We start from the raw sequence: 19,147 nt of genomic DNA on the forward strand, positions 1-19,147 counted from the left end.
TCAGTATTATACGCGCCACCACACAGCGGGTCGTTAGCTCAGTTGGTAGAGCAGTTGGCTTTTAACCAATTGGTCGTAGGTTCGAATCCCACACGACCCACCATTTTAAAAAATCTGGAAGGCCCACGTAAGTGAGGATTTCCGGGTTTTTTTTTGCCCGCGATTTGAGCCTGGCTCAATCCGGGTGTTGCACCGCGTGACGCAGGTCAGAATGATCTTTTGCATCTCGGGGATATTCTGTAGCCTTGCGCAGCTTCAACGCTGTCCATGCCTGATGAATACTCACTCTCCCGGCGGTACCTTCTGTGGTCCGGAGCCGGGTGTATACTCGACTTTCGCGCGAAAGCGCCCGTAGGTCTTGCGATCATGACGCAAATTTCCGAACGCCTTCTGGTACAAGCTCACCTCGACGCCAAACAGCCCAAGCCGCTGAGCGCCGAAGAGCAAGCCCATTACCGCGCCGCCATCGCCGCCGAGCTCAAGGCTCAGGACGCGGTGCTGGTTGCCCACTTCTATTGCGATCCGATCATTCAGGCCCTGGCCGAAGAAACCGGTGGCTGCGTTTCCGATTCCCTGGAAATGGCCCGCTTCGGCAACGCTCACCCGGCCAAGACCGTGGTGGTTGCCGGTGTGAAGTTCATGGGCGAGACCGCAAAAATCCTCAATCCTGAAAAACGCGTACTGATGCCGACTCTGGAGGCGACCTGCTCGCTGGACCTGGGTTGCCCGGTCGACGAGTTCTCGGCGTTTTGCGATCAGCACCCGGAGCGCACGGTGGTGGTGTATGCCAACACCTCGGCAGCGGTGAAGGCGCGGGCGGATTGGGTAGTGACCTCCAGCTGCGCGCTGGAGATTGTCGAAAGCCTGATGGATAACGGCGAGACGATCATCTGGGGCCCGGACAAACACCTGGGCACTTACATTCAGCGCAAGACCGGCGCCGACATGCTGCTCTGGGACGGTGCCTGCATCGTTCACGAAGAGTTCAAGGCCAAGCAGCTGGAAGACATGAAATCCCTGTATCCGGACGCTGCCATTCTGGTGCACCCGGAGTCGCCGACCGCGGTGATCGAGTTGGCCGACGCGGTAGGCTCCACCAGCCAGCTGATCGCCGCTGCGCAAAGCCTGCCGAACAAGACCCTGATCGTTGCGACCGACCGCGGCATCTTCTACAAGATGCAGCAGCTGTGCCCGGACAAGGTCTTCATCGAGGCGCCTACCGCCGGCAACGGCGCGGCATGCCGCAGTTGCGCGCATTGCCCGTGGATGGCGATGAACACCCTTGAGCGCACGCTTCAGTGCCTGCGTGAGGGCTCAGGCGAGATCTTCGTCGAGCCGGCGCTGATCCCTCAGGCGATTCGCCCGCTCAAGCGCATGCTCGATTTCACCGCGGCAGCGCGGATGAAGCTGGCGGGCAACGCTTAAGGTCGATCGTTCCCACGCTCTGCGTGGGAATGTCTCAAGGGACGCTCCGCGTCCAGTGACGCGGAGCGTCACGGGCTGAATTCCCACGCAGAGCGTGGGAACGATAAACATAAACGCCTCGAGTATTCGGGGCGTTTTTGCATCTGGCAGGTTATTTTTGCTTCTTCGGGATCCGCACCAGCTGGCTGTTGGAGTACATGTCGTGCCAGCTGCGCTGCTGTTTGTCGAAGAGTACCCAGAAGAACCCCAGGCCTGCGCACAGCAAGGATGCGATCGACACCACAAAGCGCAACAGTGCCTGCCACAGGCTGATCGCCGAACCATCGGCGTTCTGCACACGGATGCACCAGACCTGCATGCCGAGGGTCTGGCCGGACCAGGTCCAGAATTTGGCGAAGAAGCCAAACAGCACGAACAACAGGATGGTCGAGAACAGCGGATCGCCATCCAGTGCGCCGGCCTCGGTCAGGGCGCGCATCTTCTCTTCGCCGATGATTGCCATCTGCACCATCTTGTAGATACCGCCCGTGACGATCAGCAGGGCTGTGCACAGCAAGAAGTCGTAGAACATCGCTGCCAGGCGACGGCCCAAGCCGGCGATGGGGAATTCACCCTGAGGGCTTAGCAGGTGTTTCGACATGGGGTGGCTCTCGGCTGAAAAAAGAAGCCATTTTACGGAATTGCGCGCACAAAAAAGCCCCTGATGTCAGCATCAGGGGCTTTTTCGTTACAGAAGATCAGCCTTCTGCTTGTACTTCGTCAGCTTGCATACCTTTCTGGCCCTGCACAGCGATGAAGGTGACTTTCTGGCCTTCTTTCAGGCTCTTGAAGCCGCTGCCCTGAATGGCACGGAAATGCACGAACAGATCCGGACCGCTTTCTGGAGTGATAAAACCAAAACCTTTCTCGTCGTTAAACCACTTGACGGTGCCGCTCTGACGTTGGGACATTTCTTATTTCCTTTGACGCAAAAATTGATGACAGCCTCTTTCTCATGAAAGAGTACTGGGGCTGGTTGCAGGAGAGTAAGAGACGTCGAACGGGATGTAGCTAACTTGTAGGCTACTGCCCAGGTCACGATTCCAAGCGACCCATGCAAACACAGTGAACAAACTCTACGCCAACTACGGGAGAAAAAACAAGCCCCGTGGAAGCCGCGTATTGCTTGGCTTGATGGCTGTTTCGAAGGATGGATAGTGCGGCTTATTCGATAGCGTTGTTCAATTGTTTTCGATTGTTATAAGTCAAGTTCACAATCGAAGTGCCTGATCAAGGTATGCACTGTTTTATGGCGGTTGCGTTACAGATTAGTGCACTGTTACGCAACCGCGTTACTTATAGGAACAATCAATCAACCACGATAGTAGCGTTGTGGAACAAATGGCATTTTGCTTACAAGCAAAGGCACCTTTTTCCCACGTACAATCGCCCAAACCTGGGTATCGAGTGCGATGTAAGCACTGTCGAGGTAACCCATGGCCAAAGGACCACCCAAGGTCGGCCCGAAGCCGCCGCTGCACACGCTGCCGATGATTTCGCCTGCTTCGTTGACGATTTCCGCACCTTCGCGCACCGGAGTGCGTTCCTGAGGCAGCAGGCCGACGCGTTTACGGCTGACACCGTTTTGTTGCTGGGCAAATACGGTCTCGGCGCCCGGGAAACCACCGGCACGCGCACCGTCGGCACGCCGTGGCTTGGAGATGGCCCACAGCAGGCTGGCTTCGATCGGTGTGGTTTCGGTGTTCATGTCGTGGCCGTAGAGGCACAGGCCGGCTTCCAGGCGCAGCGAGTCACGGGCGCCGAGGCCGATGGCCGCGACTTCCGGTTCGGCCAGCAAGGCACGAGCGAGGGCCTCGGCATTGACGGCCGGCACGGAGATCTCGAAACCGTCTTCACCGGTGTAGCCCGAACGGCTGACAAAGCAGTCGACGCCGAGCAAGGTCACGCGGGTGAACTGCATGAACGTCATCTTCGCCACTTCAGGGGCCAGGCGCGCGAGCACGGTCACTGCGGCCGGGCCTTGCAGGGCGAGCAGGGCGCGTTCTTCGAACAACGGTTCGATGCTGCATTGATCGCCGATGTGTTGGCGCAGGTGCGCCAGGTCCTGGTCCTTGCAGGCGGCGTTGACCACCAGGAACAACTCGTCGTTACCGAGGTTGGCGACCATCAGGTCGTCGAGGATGCCACCATTCTCGTTGGTGAACATCGCATAGCGCTGCATGCCCACCGGCAGGTCGATGATGTCCACCGGCACCAGGGTTTCCAGGGCCTTGGCGGCGTTGGCACCGGTCAGGCGGATCTGGCCCATGTGCGAGACATCGAACAACCCGGCCTGATCACGGGTGTGCTGGTGCTCCTTCATCACGCCGAGCGGGTATTGCACCGGCATGTCGTAACCGGCGAAAGGCACCATGCGCGCACCGAGTTCGATGTGCAACGCGTGCAGATGGGTTTTCAACAGGTGTTCGGTGGACATATGCAGCTCCTGAAAATTGCACTGATGCAGATGCGTTCGCATCAGCACTCGATAATGTTGACCGCCAAACCGCCACGGGCGGTTTCCTTGTATTTGCTTTTCATGTCGGCGCCGGTCTGGCGCATGGTGCGGATGACCTTGTCGAGGGAGACGAAGTGTTGACCGTCGCCGCGCAGGGCCATGCGCACCGCATTGATGGCTTTGACCGAGCCCATGGCGTTGCGCTCGATGCAGGGTACTTGCACCAGTCCGCCAATCGGGTCGCAGGTCAGGCCGAGGTTGTGTTCCATGCCGATTTCGGCGGCGTTTTCCACTTGCTGCACCGTGCCGCCGAGCACTTCGCAGAGCGCGCCAGCAGCCATTGAGCAGGCCACGCCGACTTCGCCCTGGCAACCGACTTCGGCGCCGGAGATCGAAGCGTTTTCCTTGTACAGAATGCCGATGGCGGCGGCGGTGAGCAGGAATCGCACCACGCCGTCTTCGCTGGCGCCGGGGATGAAGCGCATGTAGTAATGCAATACCGCCGGGACGATCCCGGCTGCACCATTGGTGGGCGCCGTGACCACGCGTCCGCCGTTGGCGTTTTCTTCGTTGACCGCCAGCGCATACAGGTTGACCCAGTCGAGCACCGACAACGGATCGCGCAGCGACGATTCCGGGTTCTTGCACAGTTGTCGATGAAGGGCGGCGGCGCGGCGTTTGACTTTCAAGCCCCCGGGCAGAATCCCTTCGTTACGGCAGCCCGCGGCCACGCAGTCCTGCATCACTTGCCAGATTTTCAGCAGGCCGGCGCGGGTTTCCGCTTCCGGGCGCCAGGCGCTTTCGTTGGTCAGCATCACCTGACTGATGGACAGCCCGTAAGTGGCGCAATGGCCGAGCAGGTCCTTGGCGCTTTTGAACGGGAAGGTCAGCGGCGTCGTATCCTCGACGATGCGGTCGGCGCCAGCCGCATCTTCGTCGACCACAAAACCGCCACCGACCGAGTAATACTCGCGGCTGCGGATCTGGATGCCGGCCGCATCGAAGGCGCGAAAGATCATGCCGTTGGGGTGATAGGCCAATGGCTTGCGAATCATCGCCAGGTGGAGTTTTTCGTTGAATTCGATGACGTGCTCACCGAGCAGGTTCAAGCGACCGCTGCTGCGAATCTCAAGCAGGCGGGCGGCGATGTTCTCGGTGTTCACGGTGTCCGGGTGTTCACCTTCCAGACCCAGTAACACGGCTTTGTCGCTGCCGTGGCCTTTGCCAGTGGCGCCGAGCGAGCCGTAGAGCTCGACTTTGACGCAGGTGGTTGCCGCCAACAGGTTTTCACGACGCAGGCCTTCGACGAAGCGCGCAGCGGCGCGCATCGGGCCAACGGTGTGGGAGCTGGAGGGGCCGATGCCAATCTTGAACAGGTCGAACACGCTTAACGACATGGTTGTTCTCCGGTTTCTTGTTATGAGGGGCGGCAGGTTATGACGGTTCGATCGTTCCCACGCTCCGCGTGGGAATGCAGCCCGTGACGCTCTGCGTCACAAAGCGGACGCAGAGCGTCCCGAGAGACATTCCCACGCAGAGCGTGGGAACGATCATTGTTGTGCAGGTTTAAGCGTAGCTTTCGATCGACGGGCAGGCGCAGATCAGGTTGCGGTCGCCGAACACGTTGTCGACCCGACCGACCGGTGGCCAGTATTTGCCTTCGATCAACGAGGCTACTGGATACACCGCTTGCTCACGGCTGTACGGGTGCGTCCACTCGCCAACGATTTCCGCAGCAGTGTGCGGCGCGTTTTTCAGCGGGTTGTCGTCCTTGTCGAGGGTGCCGTTTTCCACTGCGCGGATTTCTTCGCGGATGCGGATCATGGCGTCGCAGAAGCGGTCCAGCTCTTCTTTGGATTCGCTTTCGGTCGGCTCGATCATCAACGTGCCGGCCACCGGGAACGACATGGTCGGTGCGTGGAAGCCGAAGTCGATCAGGCGCTTGGCGACGTCATCGACGCTGATGCCGCTGCTGTCTTTCAACGGGCGCAGGTCGAGGATGCATTCGTGGGCGACCAGGCCGTTGCTGCCGGTGTAGAGCACTGGGTAGTGTTCTTCGAGGCGACGGGAAATGTAGTTGGCGTTAAGGATCGCCAGTTGCGAAGCCCGCTTGAGGCCTGCGCCACCCATCATGCGGATGTACATCCAGGTGATTGGCAGAATACTCGCACTGCCGAACGGTGCTGCGCAGACCGCGCCTTCCTTGCGCTCCATGGCCGCGTGCCCCGGCAGGAACGGCGTCAGGTGCGATTTCACGCCAATCGGGCCGACGCCCGGGCCGCCACCGCCGTGCGGGATGCAGAAGGTTTTGTGCAGGTTCAGGTGCGAGACGTCGCCACCGAACTTGCCCGGTGCGCAGAGGCCGACCATGGCGTTCATGTTGGCGCCGTCGATGTACACCTGGCCGCCGTTGTCATGAATGATCCCGCAGATTTCGCGGATGCCTTCTTCGAACACACCATGGGTCGACGGGTAAGTGATCATCAGCGCGGCGAGGTGCTCGCGGTGCTCGATGGCTTTGGCGCGCAGGTCTTCGATGTCGACGTTACCGCGAGCATCGCACGCGGTGACGACTACGCGCATGCCGGCCATGTTGGCGGTGGCCGGGTTGGTACCGTGGGCCGACGACGGAATCAGGCAGATGTCGCGGCGTTCTTCGCCACGGCTCTGGTGGTAGGCACGGATTGCCAGCAAGCCGGCGTATTCACCTTGAGAGCCGGCGTTCGGTTGCAGCGAGATCGCGTCATAACCGGTGGCGGCGCAGAGCATCGCTTCCAGTTCGTCAGTCAGTTGCTGGTAACCGGCACTTTGCGCAGGCGGAGCGAACGGGTGCAGGGCGCCGAACTCGGCCCAGGTCACCGGGATCATTTCGCTGGCGGCGTTGAGTTTCATGGTGCACGAACCCAGCGGGATCATGGTGCGATCCAGCGCCAGGTCCTTGTCGGCGAGCTTGCGCAGGTAACGCATCAGCTCGGTTTCCGAGTGATAACGGTTGAACACCGGGTGGCTGAGGATCGGCGATTGACGCACCAGTTCAGCCGGGATGCGGCTTTGCACCGAGGCGGCCAGCGCGGCGAAGTCCGGCAGGGTTTTGCCGTCAGCCAGCACGCTCCACAGGGTTTCGATGTCGGCCTGGGTGGTGGTTTCGTCGAGGGACAAACCCAGACGCTCGCCATCGATGACACGCAGGTTGATGCGCTGGGCGCGGGCCTTGTTGTGCAGGGCCGCGGTGTGGGCGCCGGTGGTCAGCGTCAGGGTGTCGAAGAAGTTTGCTTGCTCAACGTTCAGACCCAGTGCGCTCAAGCCGTTGGCGAGAATCGCGGTCAGGTGATGAATGCGGTTGGCGATCTGCTTCAAACCTTTAGGGCCGTGATACACGGCGTACATGCTGGCGATGTTGGCCAACAGCACCTGGGCGGTGCAGATGTTGCTGGTGGCTTTCTCGCGGCGGATATGTTGCTCGCGGGTCTGCATGGCCAGGCGCAGGGCCGGCTTGCCGAAGCGGTCCACGGAGACGCCGACCAGACGGCCCGGCATGTCGCGCTTGAACGCATCCTTGGTGGAGAAGTAAGCCGCGTGCGGGCCACCGAAGCCCAGCGGCACGCCGAAACGTTGGGCACTGCCGATGGCCACGTCGGCGCCGAACTCGCCCGGCGGGGTCAACACGGTCAGGGCCAGCAGGTCAGCAGCGACTGCGACCAGCGCATTAACAGCGTGGAACCGCTCGGCCAGTTCGCGGTAGTCGAACAGGTCGCCGTTGCTCGCCGGGTATTGCAGCAGAGCGCCGAAGAACGCGCTGACATCCGTCAGTTCGCGCTCGTCGCCGACCACCACGTCGATACCCAACGGCTCGGCACGGGTGCGCAGCACGTCAAGGGTTTGCGGGTGGCAGTGGATCGAGGCGAAGAAGGCATGGCTGCCTTTGTTCTTGCTCAGGCGTTTGCAGAAAGTCATGGCTTCGGCAGCAGCGGTGGCTTCGTCGAGCAGGGACGCGTTGGCGATCGGCAGGCCGGTCAGGTCGCTGATCAGGGTCTGGAAGTTCAGCAGCGCTTCCAGGCGGCCCTGGGAAATTTCCGGCTGGTACGGGGTGTAGGCGGTGTACCAGGCCGGGTTTTCCAGCAGGTTGCGCAGGATCGGCGACGGCGTATGGCAGTTGTAGTAGCCCTGGCCGATGTAGGTCTTGAACAGTTGATTCTTGGCGGCAATGGCTTTGATCGAGGCCAGGGCCTCGGCTTCGCTCAAACCGTCTTCCAGTCCGAGGACGCTGGTGCCTTTGATGCTGTCGGGGATAACGCTGGCGCTCAGGGCTTCCAGGGAATCAAAACCGAGGCTGTTGAGCATGGCTTGCTCATCGCCCGAACGCGGGCCGATGTGGCGCGCGATGAATTCGTTGGCGGTGCTTAGATTTACTTGAGTCATGGCGGCTCCTCAGGCTTCGGCGGTGTCTTTGATCAGACGGTCGTAAGCGTCTTGATCCAGCAGTTGGCCGACAGCCGAGGCGTCGGTTGGCGTGAAGCGGAAGAACCAGCCTTCACCCAGCGGATCTTCGTTGACCAGCTCAGGGCTGCTGTCCAGCGCCGGGTTCACTTCCAGCACTTCACCGTCCAGTGGCATGTACACGCCGCTGGCGGCTTTTACCGATTCTACGGTGGCAGCTTCAGCGCCTTTGTCGTAGGACTGCAGCTCAGGCAGTTGTACGAAAACCACGTCGCCCAAGGCGTTCTGTGCGAAGGCGGTGATGCCGACCGTAACGCTGCCGTCAGCTTCGGTGCGCAGCCATTCGTGATCTTCAGTAAAACGCAACTCGCTCATGGAAACTCCTAGGGGGCCAGATTCGTCTGGTGGACGCGATTGAATGCTTGGGCAAAAGCCCTGATTTATGAGCGGTTACTAAGCAAAAACGTGGCCAATGTTTTTTTATTGTTATAAATCAATGATTTGGGTGTTTTATGCGGGGCGTGGTTGATAGATGGCTGTAGCGAAATCGCTACAGCTTGAGGCGAAGAAAAAAGCCTAGAGGGATCAAAGCCTTGCGTAACGCAGTTTAATCGAAGGTGTAGCGAAATCGTTCCGCTGTAGCGCATTCAGTACAGATGAAGGTCGTTTTTGATGCATTGGCAGAGTTTTGTGGCGCTACGCAGGGACTCATCGCGAGCAGGCTCGCTCCCACAGGAGATGTCCTGTGATCCCAAGTTTTGTGTACGACACCGATCACTGTGGGAGCGAGCCTGCTCGCGATGAGGCATTTAAGGTTTGCCGGGAATGCCGTACTTGCGCAATCGATGGGCGATGGCGGTGTGGGAGGTTTGCAGGCGGCTGGCCAGTTGGCGGGTCGAGGGGTAGTTGACGTAGAGCTTTTCCAGCAGGGTTTTCTCGAACGCTTCCACGGCCTGCTCAAGGCTGTCGACATCCACGTCGCTTTCGCGCGCTACCGAGGTGCCGGCGATGTCCAGGTCGCCGATATCCACCAGGCTGCTTTCGCAAATGGCCGCGGCGCGGAAGATCACGTTCTGCAATTGCCGCACATTGCCCGGCCAGCGGTTGCCGAGCAGGGCCGGGTAAGTGCCGGGCGCCAGACGACAGACCGGGCGCTGGATCTGCGCGCAGGCCTGCTGCATGAAGTAGCGCGCCAGCAACAGGATGTCCTGACCGCGTTCACGCAGCGGCGGGACTTCGACGTTGAGTACATTGAGGCGGTAGAACAGGTCTTCACGGAACGTGCCTTCGCTGACCATTTTTTCCAGGTTGCGGTGGGTGGCGCTGAGGATTCGCACGTTGACCTTGACCTCGCGATCGCCGCCGACCCGACGGAAGCTGCCATCGTTGAGGAAACGCAACAGTTTGGCCTGCAAGTACGGCGACATTTCGCCGATCTCGTCGAGGAACACCGTGCCCTGGTTGGCCAGTTCCATCAGGCCTGGCTTGCCGCCACGCTGAGCGCCGGTGAAGGCACCGGGGGCGTAGCCGAACAGCTCGCTTTCGGCGAGGTTCTCCGGCAGTGCTGCGCAGTTCAACGCCAGAAACGGCGCGCTGTGTCGGGCGCTGATCGCATGGCAGGCACGGGCCACCAGTTCTTTGCCGGTGCCGGTTTCACCCTGGATCAGCAACGGAGCATCGAGCGCCGCCACCCGTTGCGCGCGGGCCTTGAGAGTGCGTATCGCCGGGGACTCACCGAGCAACGCATCGAAACCTTCGGCGTGATCGTGGTGCAACGCCGAGAGCTGTTCGCCGATGCGATTGGGTTGATACAAGGTCAGCAGGGCGCCGGCATCGGTGATGGGCGTAGCGTCCAGCAGCAAGGTCTGGCCGTTGACGGTGATCTCGCGCAAAGGCAGGCGGAAGCCGTTTTCCAGCAACGTATCCAGCAGCGCCGGATCGCTGAACAGCTCGGCGACGCTTTCCCCGGCCGGTTCACGGCCGTACAAGGCGATCAGTGCCGGGTTGGCCAGCAACACGTTGCCGGCGCTATCGAGGGCCAGCACCGGGTCGGTCATCGCCGCCAGCAGCGCGTCGAGTTGCAGGTGCTGACGTTGTCCGGGAAGAATGTCGACCACCGTCACCGTCTGCACGCCGCGTACGCTGAACAGGGCATCGCGCAACTCTTCGAGCACTTGTGGGCTGAGGGTCGGCGCGTCGATGTAAACGTTCGGCGGCACCATTTCCACTGCATCCAGATTGAGATTGCGCCCACCGAGCAAGGCCAGGACTTCCTGGGTTATGCCAACGCGGTCGATGAAGCTGACGTGGATACGCATGGGACGGTTCAGTGTTCTGGAGTGCGGAGGGTGGCAAGTATGCCTTGGAGGAGGGGTGGAGGTGAAATCCTGCACAGGACTTCACGTCAACACCGACCCAATGTGGGAGCGAGCTTGCTCGCGATAGCACTCTTTCAGTCGACATCCATGGTGAATGTCAGTCCGTCATCGCGAGCAAGCTCGCTCCCACAGGGTGAGTGGGGTTATTCCAGATGTTCGGGCTTCACCGGATCACCGGATTTAACGTCGAGTTGCGCCCGCACATCCTCAAACATTTCGTCGTACACCTTGTGCATCGACGCGATGCTGGCTTCCTTGGGCATGCCGTATTTCTGTGCGATGCGCGTGGCGTGTCGAGCAAAGTCGAAGGCCTGGTCTTTGGCCAGGAAGAAGTCTTCCTTCAGGTCCTTGCCCTCGACCGAGCCATGCACTGTGAAGAGCATGCCTTTGCCTTCCTTGGGGTCGGTGGCAATCACATAGTCAATGCACAGGTTGTAGCTGAAGTCGTCCTTGTTCAGTGCATGGCGCTCGATGTGCAAGTGACCGGGCTCAAATGTAGCCATGGACATCTCCTTCAAAGGCGTTGAAGCGGGGCAGGTTCAAGTCCTGCCTCGGTTGGTTTTACAGGTAAGTGATACCAGGTTCAGCCGTGCTGATTCGGGTGCCGGCCTTGCCCTGGACGATCGCTTCGATGTCCGAGAGTGAACCGATCACCGCGACTTTGCCAGTATTGCGGGCGAACTCGCAGGCGGCCTGGACCTTCGGCCCCATGGAGCCGGCGGCAAAATCGAGTTTTTCGATGTCGTCCGGGTGGGCCCGGGCGATGGCTTTCTGGGTCGGTTTGCCGAAGTCGATAAACGCGGCGTTGACGTCGGTGGCGATCACCAGCAAGTCACTTTCCAGCTGTTCGGCCAGCAGCGCCGAGCACAGGTCTTTGTCGATCACCGCTTCCACGCCCTTGAGCGTGTGATGTTCGTCATACATCGTCGGGATGCCGCCACCGCCTGCGCAGATCACGATGCTGCCTTTTTCCAGCAGCCACTTGACCGGGCGGATTTCGAAAATGCGCTTGGGTTTCGGGCTGGCCACCACGCGGCGGAACTTGTCGCCGTCCGGGGCGATGGCCCAGCCTTTTTCGGCGGCGAGTTTTTCTGCTTCGGCCTTGGAATAGACCGGGCCGATGGGCTTGCTCGGGTGTTGGAAAGCCGGGTCATTGGGGTCGACTTCGACTTGGGTCAGGAGAGTCGCGAAGGGCACTTCGAAGTCCAGCAGATTGCCCAGTTCCTGTTCGATGATGTAGCCGATCATGCCATCGGTTTCAGCACCCAGCACGTCCAGCGGATAAGGGCTGACAGAGGTGTAGGCGGCCGCTTGCAACGATAGCAGACCGATTTGCGGGCCATTGCCGTGAGCGATCACCAGTTGATTGCCAGGATGGATCTTGGCGATCTGTTCCGTGGCGACGCGGATATTGCCGCGTTGATTGTCCGCGGTCATGGGCTCACCACGGCGGAGCAGGGCGTTACCGCCCAGTGCAATGACGATACGCATAATGCAATCCTTCTATAGGTCAGTGATGATCGTTCCCACGGTCCCCGTGGGAATGCATCTCGTGACGCTCTGCGTCACAGTGGACGCAGAGCGTCCATGGCGGCATTCCCACGCAGAGCGTGGGAACGATCTGCATTCAGGCCGGTTCCGACAGGGAAACCGTGTTGGTCGTTAGATATCCGCCAGCGCCGAGACCAGGATCGCCTTGATGGTGTGCATGCGGTTTTCCGCTTGCTCGAAGGCGATGTTGGCGGGCGATTCGAATACGTCTTCAGTCACCTCAACGCCGTTGGCCAGGTTCGGATAACGCGCTGCAATGTCCTTGCCGACCTTGGTTTCGCTGTTGTGGAACGCCGGCAGGCAATGCATGAATTTCACCCGGGGATTGCCCGAGGCTTTCATCATTTTAGCGTTGACCTGGTACGGCAGCAGTTGCTCGATACGCTCGTCCCACGCTTCGACCGGTTCACCCATCGACACCCAGATGTCGGTGTGGATGAAGTCCACGCCCTTGACCGCCTCGGCTGGGTCTTCGGTGATGGTAATGCGTGCACCGCTTTCCTCGGCGAAGGCTTTGCACTGATCGATGAAGTCCTGATGGGGCCACAGCGCTTTCGGTGCGCCGATGCGCACGTCCATGCCAAGTTTGGCGCCGATCATCAGCAGCGAATTGCCCATGTTGTAGCGGGCGTCACCGAGGTAGGCGTAGCTGATGTCATGCAGCGGCTTGTCGCTGTGCTCGCGCATGGTCAGGGTGTCGGCGATCATTTGCGTTGGGTGGAATTCAGCGGTCAGGCCATTGAACACCGGCACGCCTGCGAACGTGGCCAACTCTTCGACGATTTCCTGTTCGAAGCCACGGTACTCGATGGCATCGAACATCCGCCCGAGAACGCGGGCCGTGTCTTTCATGCTTTCCTTGTGGCCGATCTGCGACGACATCGGGTCGATGTAGGTGACGTGAGCACCTTGGTCATGGGCCGCGACTTCGAAGGCGCAACGGGTGCGGGTCGAGGTTTTTTCAAAGATCAGCGCGATGTTCTTGCCTTTGAGGTGCGGCTGTTCGGTGCCGGTGTACTTGGCGCGTTTCAGGTCGCGGGACAGGTCCAGCAAGTAGTGCAGCTCGCGATTGGTGTGGTGCATCAGCGAGAGCAGGCTGCGGTTGCGCATATTGAAAGCCATTTTGGATCTCCTTGGGTTTCGGTTATCCCCAAGGCCGGCGCATGCCGTGGGGTGGAGGGCAGCGCTGGCCGTGGTTTGAAAGTTAATAGTCGATTGGGTCGCGGATGATCGGGCAGGTCATGCAGTGGCCGCCGCCACGGCCACGGCCGAGTTCGCTGGCGCTGATGGTGATGACCTCGACCCCGGCCTTGCGCAGCAAGGTGTTGGTGTAGGTATTGCGGTCGTAGCCGATTACCACGCCAGGTTCTACGGCCACCACGTTGTTGCCGTCGTCCCACTGTTCGCGTTCGGCGGCGAAGCTGTTGCCGCCGGTTTCGACGACGCGCAGGGCCTTGAGGTTGAGTGCGGCGGCCACGGTGTCGAGGAAGCTGGTCTCTTCGCGGCGGATATCGATGCCGCCCGGTTTGCTTTCGTCAGGGCGCAGGGTGAAGGCCACAATCTGGCTGACCACTTCCGGGAAGATCGTCACCAGGTCGCGGTCGCAGAAGCTGAACACGGTGTCCAGGTGCATCGCCGCGCGGGATTTCGGCAGGCCGGCAACGATCACGCGCTCAACCGCTTTGTGCTTGAACAGGTTCAGCGCCAGTTGCCCGATGGCCTGACGGGACGAGCGTTCGCCCATGCCGATCAACACCACGCCGTTACCGATAGGCATCACATCGCCGCCTTCCAGCGTGGCGTTGCCGTGCTCCTGATCCGGGTCGCCGTACCAGACCTGGAAGTCGGCGTTGGTGAACTCCGGATGGAATGTGTAGATGGCGCTGGCCAGCAGGGTTTCCTGACGGCGCGCTGGCCAATACATCGGGTTCAGCGTGACGCCGCCATAGATCCAGCAGGTGGTGTCACGGGTGAACTGGGTGTTCGGCAGCGGCGGCAGAATGAAGCTGGAGTGACCGAGGAAGTCGCGGAACATTTCGATGGTCTTGCCACCGAAGCTGTTGGGCAGGTCGTCGGCCGACACGCCGCCAATCAGGAATTCGGCGATCTTGCGCGGCTCGAGGCTGCGCAACCAGGAATTAACTTCGTGGACCAGGCCGACACCCACCGAGTTGGCGGTGATCTTGCGTTCCAGAATCCAGTCCAGCGCTTCGGGGTTGGCGACGATGTCGGTCAGCAGGTTGTGCATTTCCAGCACGTCGATATCGCGCTCACGCATTTTGGTGACGAAGTCGAAATGGTCGCGCTTGGCCTGGGCCACCCACAGCACGTCATCGAAAAGCAGTTCGTCGCAGTTGTTCGGGGTCAGCCGCTGGTGGGCCAGGCCGGGGGAGCACACCATGACTTTGCGCAGTTTGCCGGCTTCGGAATGTACGCCGTACTTCACTTTTTCCGTGGTCATTTCAGATCCTCCAGATAACAAAACAGTCGAGTGGTACAAGCGGGTGCTACAGGGTCAGGAAGCCGTCGTAGAGTCCGTAGGCCGCCACCAGGGCGCCAATGACTACCGCGGTGAAAATCAGCTTCTCGACGTTGGTGAAAACCGGTTTACCCAATTCGCGCTTGGCCTTGGCGAACAGGATCGCGCCGGGGGCGTAGAGCAAGGCGGATAGCAGCAGGTATTTGATGCCGCCTGCATACAGCAGCCAGATCGCATAGATCAGCGCGATGGCACCGATGATCAGGTCTTTCTTGCGTTCGGCCAGGGCGTTTTCGTAGCTCTCGCCGCGCACCGCCAGCAGCAGGGCATAGGCCGCCGACCACAGGTAAGGCACCAGAATCATCGAAGTGGCGAGGTAGATCAGCGACAGGTAAGTGCTGGCCGAGAACAGGGTGATGATCAGGAAAATCTGCACCATCGCGTTGGTCAGCCACAAAGCATTGACCGGCACCTGTTTGGAGTTTTCCTTACGCAGGAACGCCGGCATGGTGTGGTCCTTGGCGGCGGCGAACATGATCTCCGCACACAGCAACACCCACGACAACAATGCACCGAGCAACGAGATGACCAGGCCGACGCTGATCAGCACTGCGCCCCAGTGACCGACGACGTGTTCAAGTACGGCGGCCATCGACGGGTTTTGCAGTTTGGCCAACGCCGGTTGAGTCATGATGCCCAGCGACAGCACGTTCACCAGCACCAGGAACAACAGCACGGTGATGAAACCGATGACAGTGGCTTTACCGACGTCCGAACGCTTTTCCGCCCGGGCCGAGAAGATGCTCGCGCCTTCGATGCCGATGAACACCCAGACGGTGACCAGCATCATGTTGCGCACCTGGTTCATCACGCTGCCCAGGTCAGGGTTTTTCAGACCCCTGATGTCGGCACTGAATATGTCGAGTTTGAAGGCGAAGATTGCGATCAAGACGAACAGCACCAGCGGCACGACTTTGGCGACGGTGGTCACCAGGTTGATGAACGCCGCTTCCTTGATCCCGCGCAGCACCAGAAAATGCACGGCCCACAGCAGCAGCGAAGCGCCGATCACTGCGGCCACGGTGTTGCCTTCGCCGAAGATCGGGAAGAAATAACCGAGGGTGCTGAACAGCAGAACGAAGTAGCCGACGTTACCCAGCCAGGCGCTGATCCAGTAACCCCAGGCGGACGAGAAACCCATGTAATCGCCGAAACCGGCCTTGGCGTAGGCGTAGACACCGCCATCGAGGTCAGGCTTGCGGTTGGCGAGAGTCTGGAAGACGAACGCCAGGGTCAACATGCCCACGGCCGTAATGGCCCAACCAATCAGCACTGCGCCGACATCGGCACTGGCGGCCATGTTTTGCGGTAAAGAGAATATCCCGCCCCCAATCATGGAACCTACTACCAAGGCGACTAAGGCGCCGAGTCGTAGTTTTCCGGAAGATTCAGACATGCATGACTCCATTGCCGGAGAAGAGAGGCCACACTCTAAATCCGCTCGCTGACAGGACAGCTGATCTGGATCAGTTGATGGCCACATTCCATTGTTAATGAGTGATGTGTGAATACTTCCTGAATAGTGCGTATGTGCCGCAAGAAGCCTGTTCCAGAGGGCTTTTAATAAATTAACCGGGAATGGCTGCTGATGGCTGCGAGCCTTGAACCTAGTTGTTTTTTCAGAATGCGCAAATTTTGCGCGTCTGTTTTCAGTACAGAATTTATGTATCTGGAATGCCCCACAAAACCGGCAAAGTGCCTTCATGGCATAGATGAGAGTGTTCTGAATAAGCATTGTTTTTTGCCGATATTTTATTAACGTCGTGCCCCGTTGCCTATTTAATGAATTGAACACTTGTTATGGTTTCAAAACATGACAAACAGTCGATTCGAGATGAGAGGTAAGGATGTCGCAACCGGCGCAAACGCTTCGACTCGGCGGGTTGTTGCTGTGAGGCTGTTGCTCGACTATCAGCCGCCTTATGACTGGCCGGCGATGCTCGGCTTTTTGTCGGCGCGGGCGATTGCCGGATTGGAGTCGGTGGTCAATGGTGTGTACTCGCGCAGCATCAGCCTGAACGGTGTGCACGGCACGTTTTCGATTACGCCAGCGGCTGATAATGCGCTGGAGGTGAGGCTGTGCTTCCCTGATGCGTCAGTCATGCCCGAGATCGTGACGCGGCTGCGGCGGATGTTCGATCTGGACGCGGACTTGCCACATATTCATCAGCAATTGACGGTTGATCCGTTGATGGCAAGGTTGATTGCCGAGCGTCCTGGCTTACGGGTGCCGGGGACATGGGACGGGCTGGAGCTGGCAATTCGCGCGGTGCTGGGTCAGCAGATCACGGTCGGTGCCGCGATCAAGCTAGCGGGGAAACTGGTAGCGCAATACGGCGAACCGTTGTCTGCACCGCTGTCAGGATTGACTCATGTGTTCCCTGAGGCGGCAGTGTTGGCGGCAGCGGATCTGGCAACGTTGGGAATGCCGAAAAGCCGTGGGCGGACGCTGTCTGGTGTAGCGCAGGCATTGCTTGACGATCCCTTGTTGTTTGAACCAGGGCGGGACGACGGCGTTGCGCGATTGCTGGCATTGTGGGGGATTGGCGACTGGACGGCGCAGTACATCGCGTTGCGACAGATGCGCGAGTTGGATGCGTTTCCGTCAGGGGATGTGGGATTGATCAACGCGCTGGTGGCGCTGGAAGGTGGGCCGGTGACGCCGCGCGAGTTGTTGGCCCGTGCCGAGGCTTGGCGACCGTGTCGGGCGTATGCGGCGCAGGTGTTGTGGACGTCGTTGAGTCGCATCGATTGATCGAGGTTGATCGTTCCCACGCTCTGCGTGGGAATGCCTCAAAGGACGCTCCGCGTCCCCTGTGACGCAGAGCGTCACGGGCTGCATTCCCACGGGGACCGTGGGAACGATCATGGGGGCTCACCACTGCGCGCGATGGGAACCCAGTTCCCCGGCCGGAATGGCCCACTGCAACGGCGTGCCGGTGATCTTCAGTGGTACATGCAACCGATGCGCCGGGCCCCAGGGTGTCTGTTCAATCACCATTCCCTGATCGCTGTCATCTTCGGCCTGCAACGCCTCATCCGTCCCCGGCCCCTGTTCGATCAGCAACTTTGCCGTGCGCGCCAGTGACAATCGTGCCGAGCCACTGCGTCCGCTACTCAATCGCTCAGCCAACAACTTGATCGCACTGGTCGCCATCAGGTAACCGGTGGCGTGGTCCAGCGCCTGAACCGGCAAGGGTGTCGGTTTGTCCGTGTGCTTCCAGAGCATCCCTGCCTCGGCGATGCCGCTGCTCATTTGCACCAGGCTGTCGAAGCCCCGGCGGTTTTGCCAGGGGCCGCTCCAGCCGTACGCATTGAGGCACACGTCGATCAGGCCGGGGGCCAGTTTCTGCCGTTCGGCGGTGCCGTAGCCGAGGCGTTCCAGGGCATTGGCGCGATAACCGTGGAGCAGAATGTCGGCGTCCTTGAGCAGGCTTTCGAATACCCCGCGATCGACGCTGTTGTGCAGGTCGAGGCGGGCGCAGCGTTTGCCCAGGGTGACTTCCGGAATCACACCCGGTTCGTTCCACTGCGGTGGATCAATGCGCAACACATCGGCACCCAACCCCGCGAGGAAGCGGCTGGCAACGGGCCCGGCGAGGACGCGGGTCAGGTCCAGCACCTTGATGCCCGCCAGCGGTTGTGCGACCGAACCTTGCCAGGCGTTCGAGCGCTCGCTGTTGCCGGCGGAAAAATCAATCAGCGGCTCGGCGTTGACCGCCAACCCTTGAGGGTGGGACTGCCATTGTGGCCATGAGCGCATTTCGGCAGCGCAACCGCCGGCCTCGACTATTGCGTGTTCCAGCTCTCTTTTGCTCCATTGAGCAACCTTGGTGGCCATCGCGCTGCGATCAAAGCAGTGTCCCAGCACCTGCTCGGCGGCGCTGCGGTGATGAGGGGCATTGGTGTGCAGGCGAATCCAGCCGTCTTGGGTCGCGTAGTCACCCGCGATGGGGTCCCACAGCGGTGGCACGTTCCAGCCGATCGGGCGGATCGATGTGGCAAACCAGAAGGAAGCGAGACGACGGTCGACTTCAAGGGCCGGTAAACGACCGGTCTGTTGCCGGAGCAATTCGCTGGCGGCCTGGCCGGCAGCCGCGATGCTGGCGCTGGCGAGGTCCGTCACGGCAAACGCTGAGGGCAGGGCGCCTTTCGAGGTAAAGGTGATCGCAGTAGCGGGCAAGCCGAGCGCGGCTTGAATGGACGTCAGGAAATCAGTCATCGAAGGCCCTCCGGAAGAGAGCACGATCATAGTTCAAAAAACTGTCAGCCCGGATGAAATCCCCCTTGTGGGAGCGAGCCTGCTCGCGATGACGGACT

15 protein-coding genes and 1 tRNA gene are annotated in these 19,147 nt (G+C 60.1%); 3 read left to right on the top strand and 13 right to left on the bottom strand.

The genetic code is table 11. The annotated features are described in order from the left end of the window. Window positions 1-27: 27 nt before the first annotated feature. Both BK658_RS22490 and nadA read left to right on the top strand, forming a co-directional pair. Window positions 28-103 (top strand) — tRNA-Lys (locus BK658_RS22490). Between the two features lie 263 nt (window positions 104-366). Then, window positions 367-1,425 (top strand): quinolinate synthase NadA, encoded by a 1,059-nt coding sequence (gene nadA, locus BK658_RS22495; RefSeq protein WP_123584228.1) that lies wholly within the window; start codon window positions 367-369, stop codon window positions 1,423-1,425. Window positions 1,426-1,576: 151 nt separating this feature from the next. Here nadA and BK658_RS22500 read toward each other — a convergent pair whose 3' ends face one another. The 12 genes from BK658_RS22500 to arcD all read right to left on the bottom strand — a co-directional run bounded on the left by BK658_RS22500 (window position 1,577) and on the right by arcD (window position 16,223). Further along, entirely contained in the window at window positions 1,577-2,065 is a 489-nt protein-coding gene (locus BK658_RS22500) for an RDD family protein (protein ID WP_123584229.1), read from the bottom strand. A 97-nt stretch (window positions 2,066-2,162) separates the two neighbouring features. After that, window positions 2,163-2,375 (bottom strand): cold-shock protein, encoded by a 213-nt coding sequence (locus BK658_RS22505; protein ID WP_019693243.1) that lies wholly within the window; start codon window positions 2,373-2,375, stop codon window positions 2,163-2,165. A gap of 401 nt (window positions 2,376-2,776) precedes the next feature. Next, window positions 2,777-3,901: a glycine cleavage system aminomethyltransferase GcvT gene (gcvT, locus tag BK658_RS22510; protein WP_123584230.1), complete on the bottom strand. Its 1,125-nt coding sequence runs from the start codon at window positions 3,899-3,901 to the stop codon at window positions 2,777-2,779. Window positions 3,902-3,942: 41 nt separating this feature from the next. After that, the gene (locus BK658_RS22515; RefSeq protein WP_123584231.1) at window positions 3,943-5,319 is read right to left on the bottom strand and encodes an L-serine ammonia-lyase; all 1,377 of its coding nucleotides are present in this window, start codon (window positions 5,317-5,319) and stop codon (window positions 3,943-3,945) included. A 169-nt stretch (window positions 5,320-5,488) separates the two neighbouring features. After that, complete coding sequence (gene gcvP / locus BK658_RS22520; RefSeq protein WP_123584232.1) at window positions 5,489-8,341, bottom strand: aminomethyl-transferring glycine dehydrogenase; 2,853 nt, start codon at window positions 8,339-8,341, stop codon at window positions 5,489-5,491. A gap of 9 nt (window positions 8,342-8,350) precedes the next feature. After that, window positions 8,351-8,734, bottom strand: a complete 384-nt coding sequence (gene gcvH / locus BK658_RS22525) for a glycine cleavage system protein GcvH (RefSeq protein WP_123584233.1) — start codon at window positions 8,732-8,734, stop codon at window positions 8,351-8,353. A 434-nt stretch (window positions 8,735-9,168) separates the two neighbouring features. Then, window positions 9,169-10,677, bottom strand: a complete 1,509-nt coding sequence (locus BK658_RS22530) for a sigma-54-dependent transcriptional regulator (protein WP_123584234.1) — start codon at window positions 10,675-10,677, stop codon at window positions 9,169-9,171. Window positions 10,678-10,880: 203 nt separating this feature from the next. Continuing rightward, the gene (locus BK658_RS22535; RefSeq protein WP_123584235.1) at window positions 10,881-11,240 is read right to left on the bottom strand and encodes a DUF5064 family protein; all 360 of its coding nucleotides are present in this window, start codon (window positions 11,238-11,240) and stop codon (window positions 10,881-10,883) included. A gap of 58 nt (window positions 11,241-11,298) precedes the next feature. After that, window positions 11,299-12,228 carry a carbamate kinase gene (arcC, locus tag BK658_RS22540; RefSeq protein ID WP_123584236.1) on the bottom strand — a complete coding sequence of 310 codons (930 nt, stop codon included), beginning with the start codon at window positions 12,226-12,228 and terminating at the stop codon, window positions 11,299-11,301. A 171-nt stretch (window positions 12,229-12,399) separates the two neighbouring features. Next, window positions 12,400-13,410: an ornithine carbamoyltransferase gene (locus BK658_RS22550; RefSeq protein ID WP_123584238.1), complete on the bottom strand. Its 1,011-nt coding sequence runs from the start codon at window positions 13,408-13,410 to the stop codon at window positions 12,400-12,402. Window positions 13,411-13,492: 82 nt separating this feature from the next. After that, window positions 13,493-14,749 carry an arginine deiminase gene (gene arcA / locus BK658_RS22555; RefSeq protein WP_123584239.1) on the bottom strand — a complete coding sequence of 419 codons (1,257 nt, stop codon included), beginning with the start codon at window positions 14,747-14,749 and terminating at the stop codon, window positions 13,493-13,495. A gap of 46 nt (window positions 14,750-14,795) precedes the next feature. After that, window positions 14,796-16,223 (bottom strand): arginine-ornithine antiporter, encoded by a 1,428-nt coding sequence (gene arcD / locus BK658_RS22560; RefSeq protein ID WP_123584240.1) that lies wholly within the window; start codon window positions 16,221-16,223, stop codon window positions 14,796-14,798. 495 nt (window positions 16,224-16,718) lie between these two features. On the opposite strand from arcD, the gene BK658_RS22565 reads away from it, so the two are divergent. Continuing rightward, window positions 16,719-17,582, top strand: a complete 864-nt coding sequence (locus BK658_RS22565; protein ID WP_123584241.1) for a DNA-3-methyladenine glycosylase family protein — start codon at window positions 16,719-16,721, stop codon at window positions 17,580-17,582. 120 nt (window positions 17,583-17,702) lie between these two features. Here BK658_RS22565 and BK658_RS22570 read toward each other — a convergent pair whose 3' ends face one another. After that, window positions 17,703-19,049 (bottom strand): CoA transferase, encoded by a 1,347-nt coding sequence (locus tag BK658_RS22570; protein WP_123584242.1) that lies wholly within the window; start codon window positions 19,047-19,049, stop codon window positions 17,703-17,705. Between the last annotated feature and the right edge of the window lie 98 nt (window positions 19,050-19,147).

Source organism: Pseudomonas brassicacearum (assembly GCF_003732175.1).
Classification (GTDB): Bacteria; Pseudomonadota; Gammaproteobacteria; order Pseudomonadales; family Pseudomonadaceae; genus Aquipseudomonas; species Aquipseudomonas brassicacearum_G.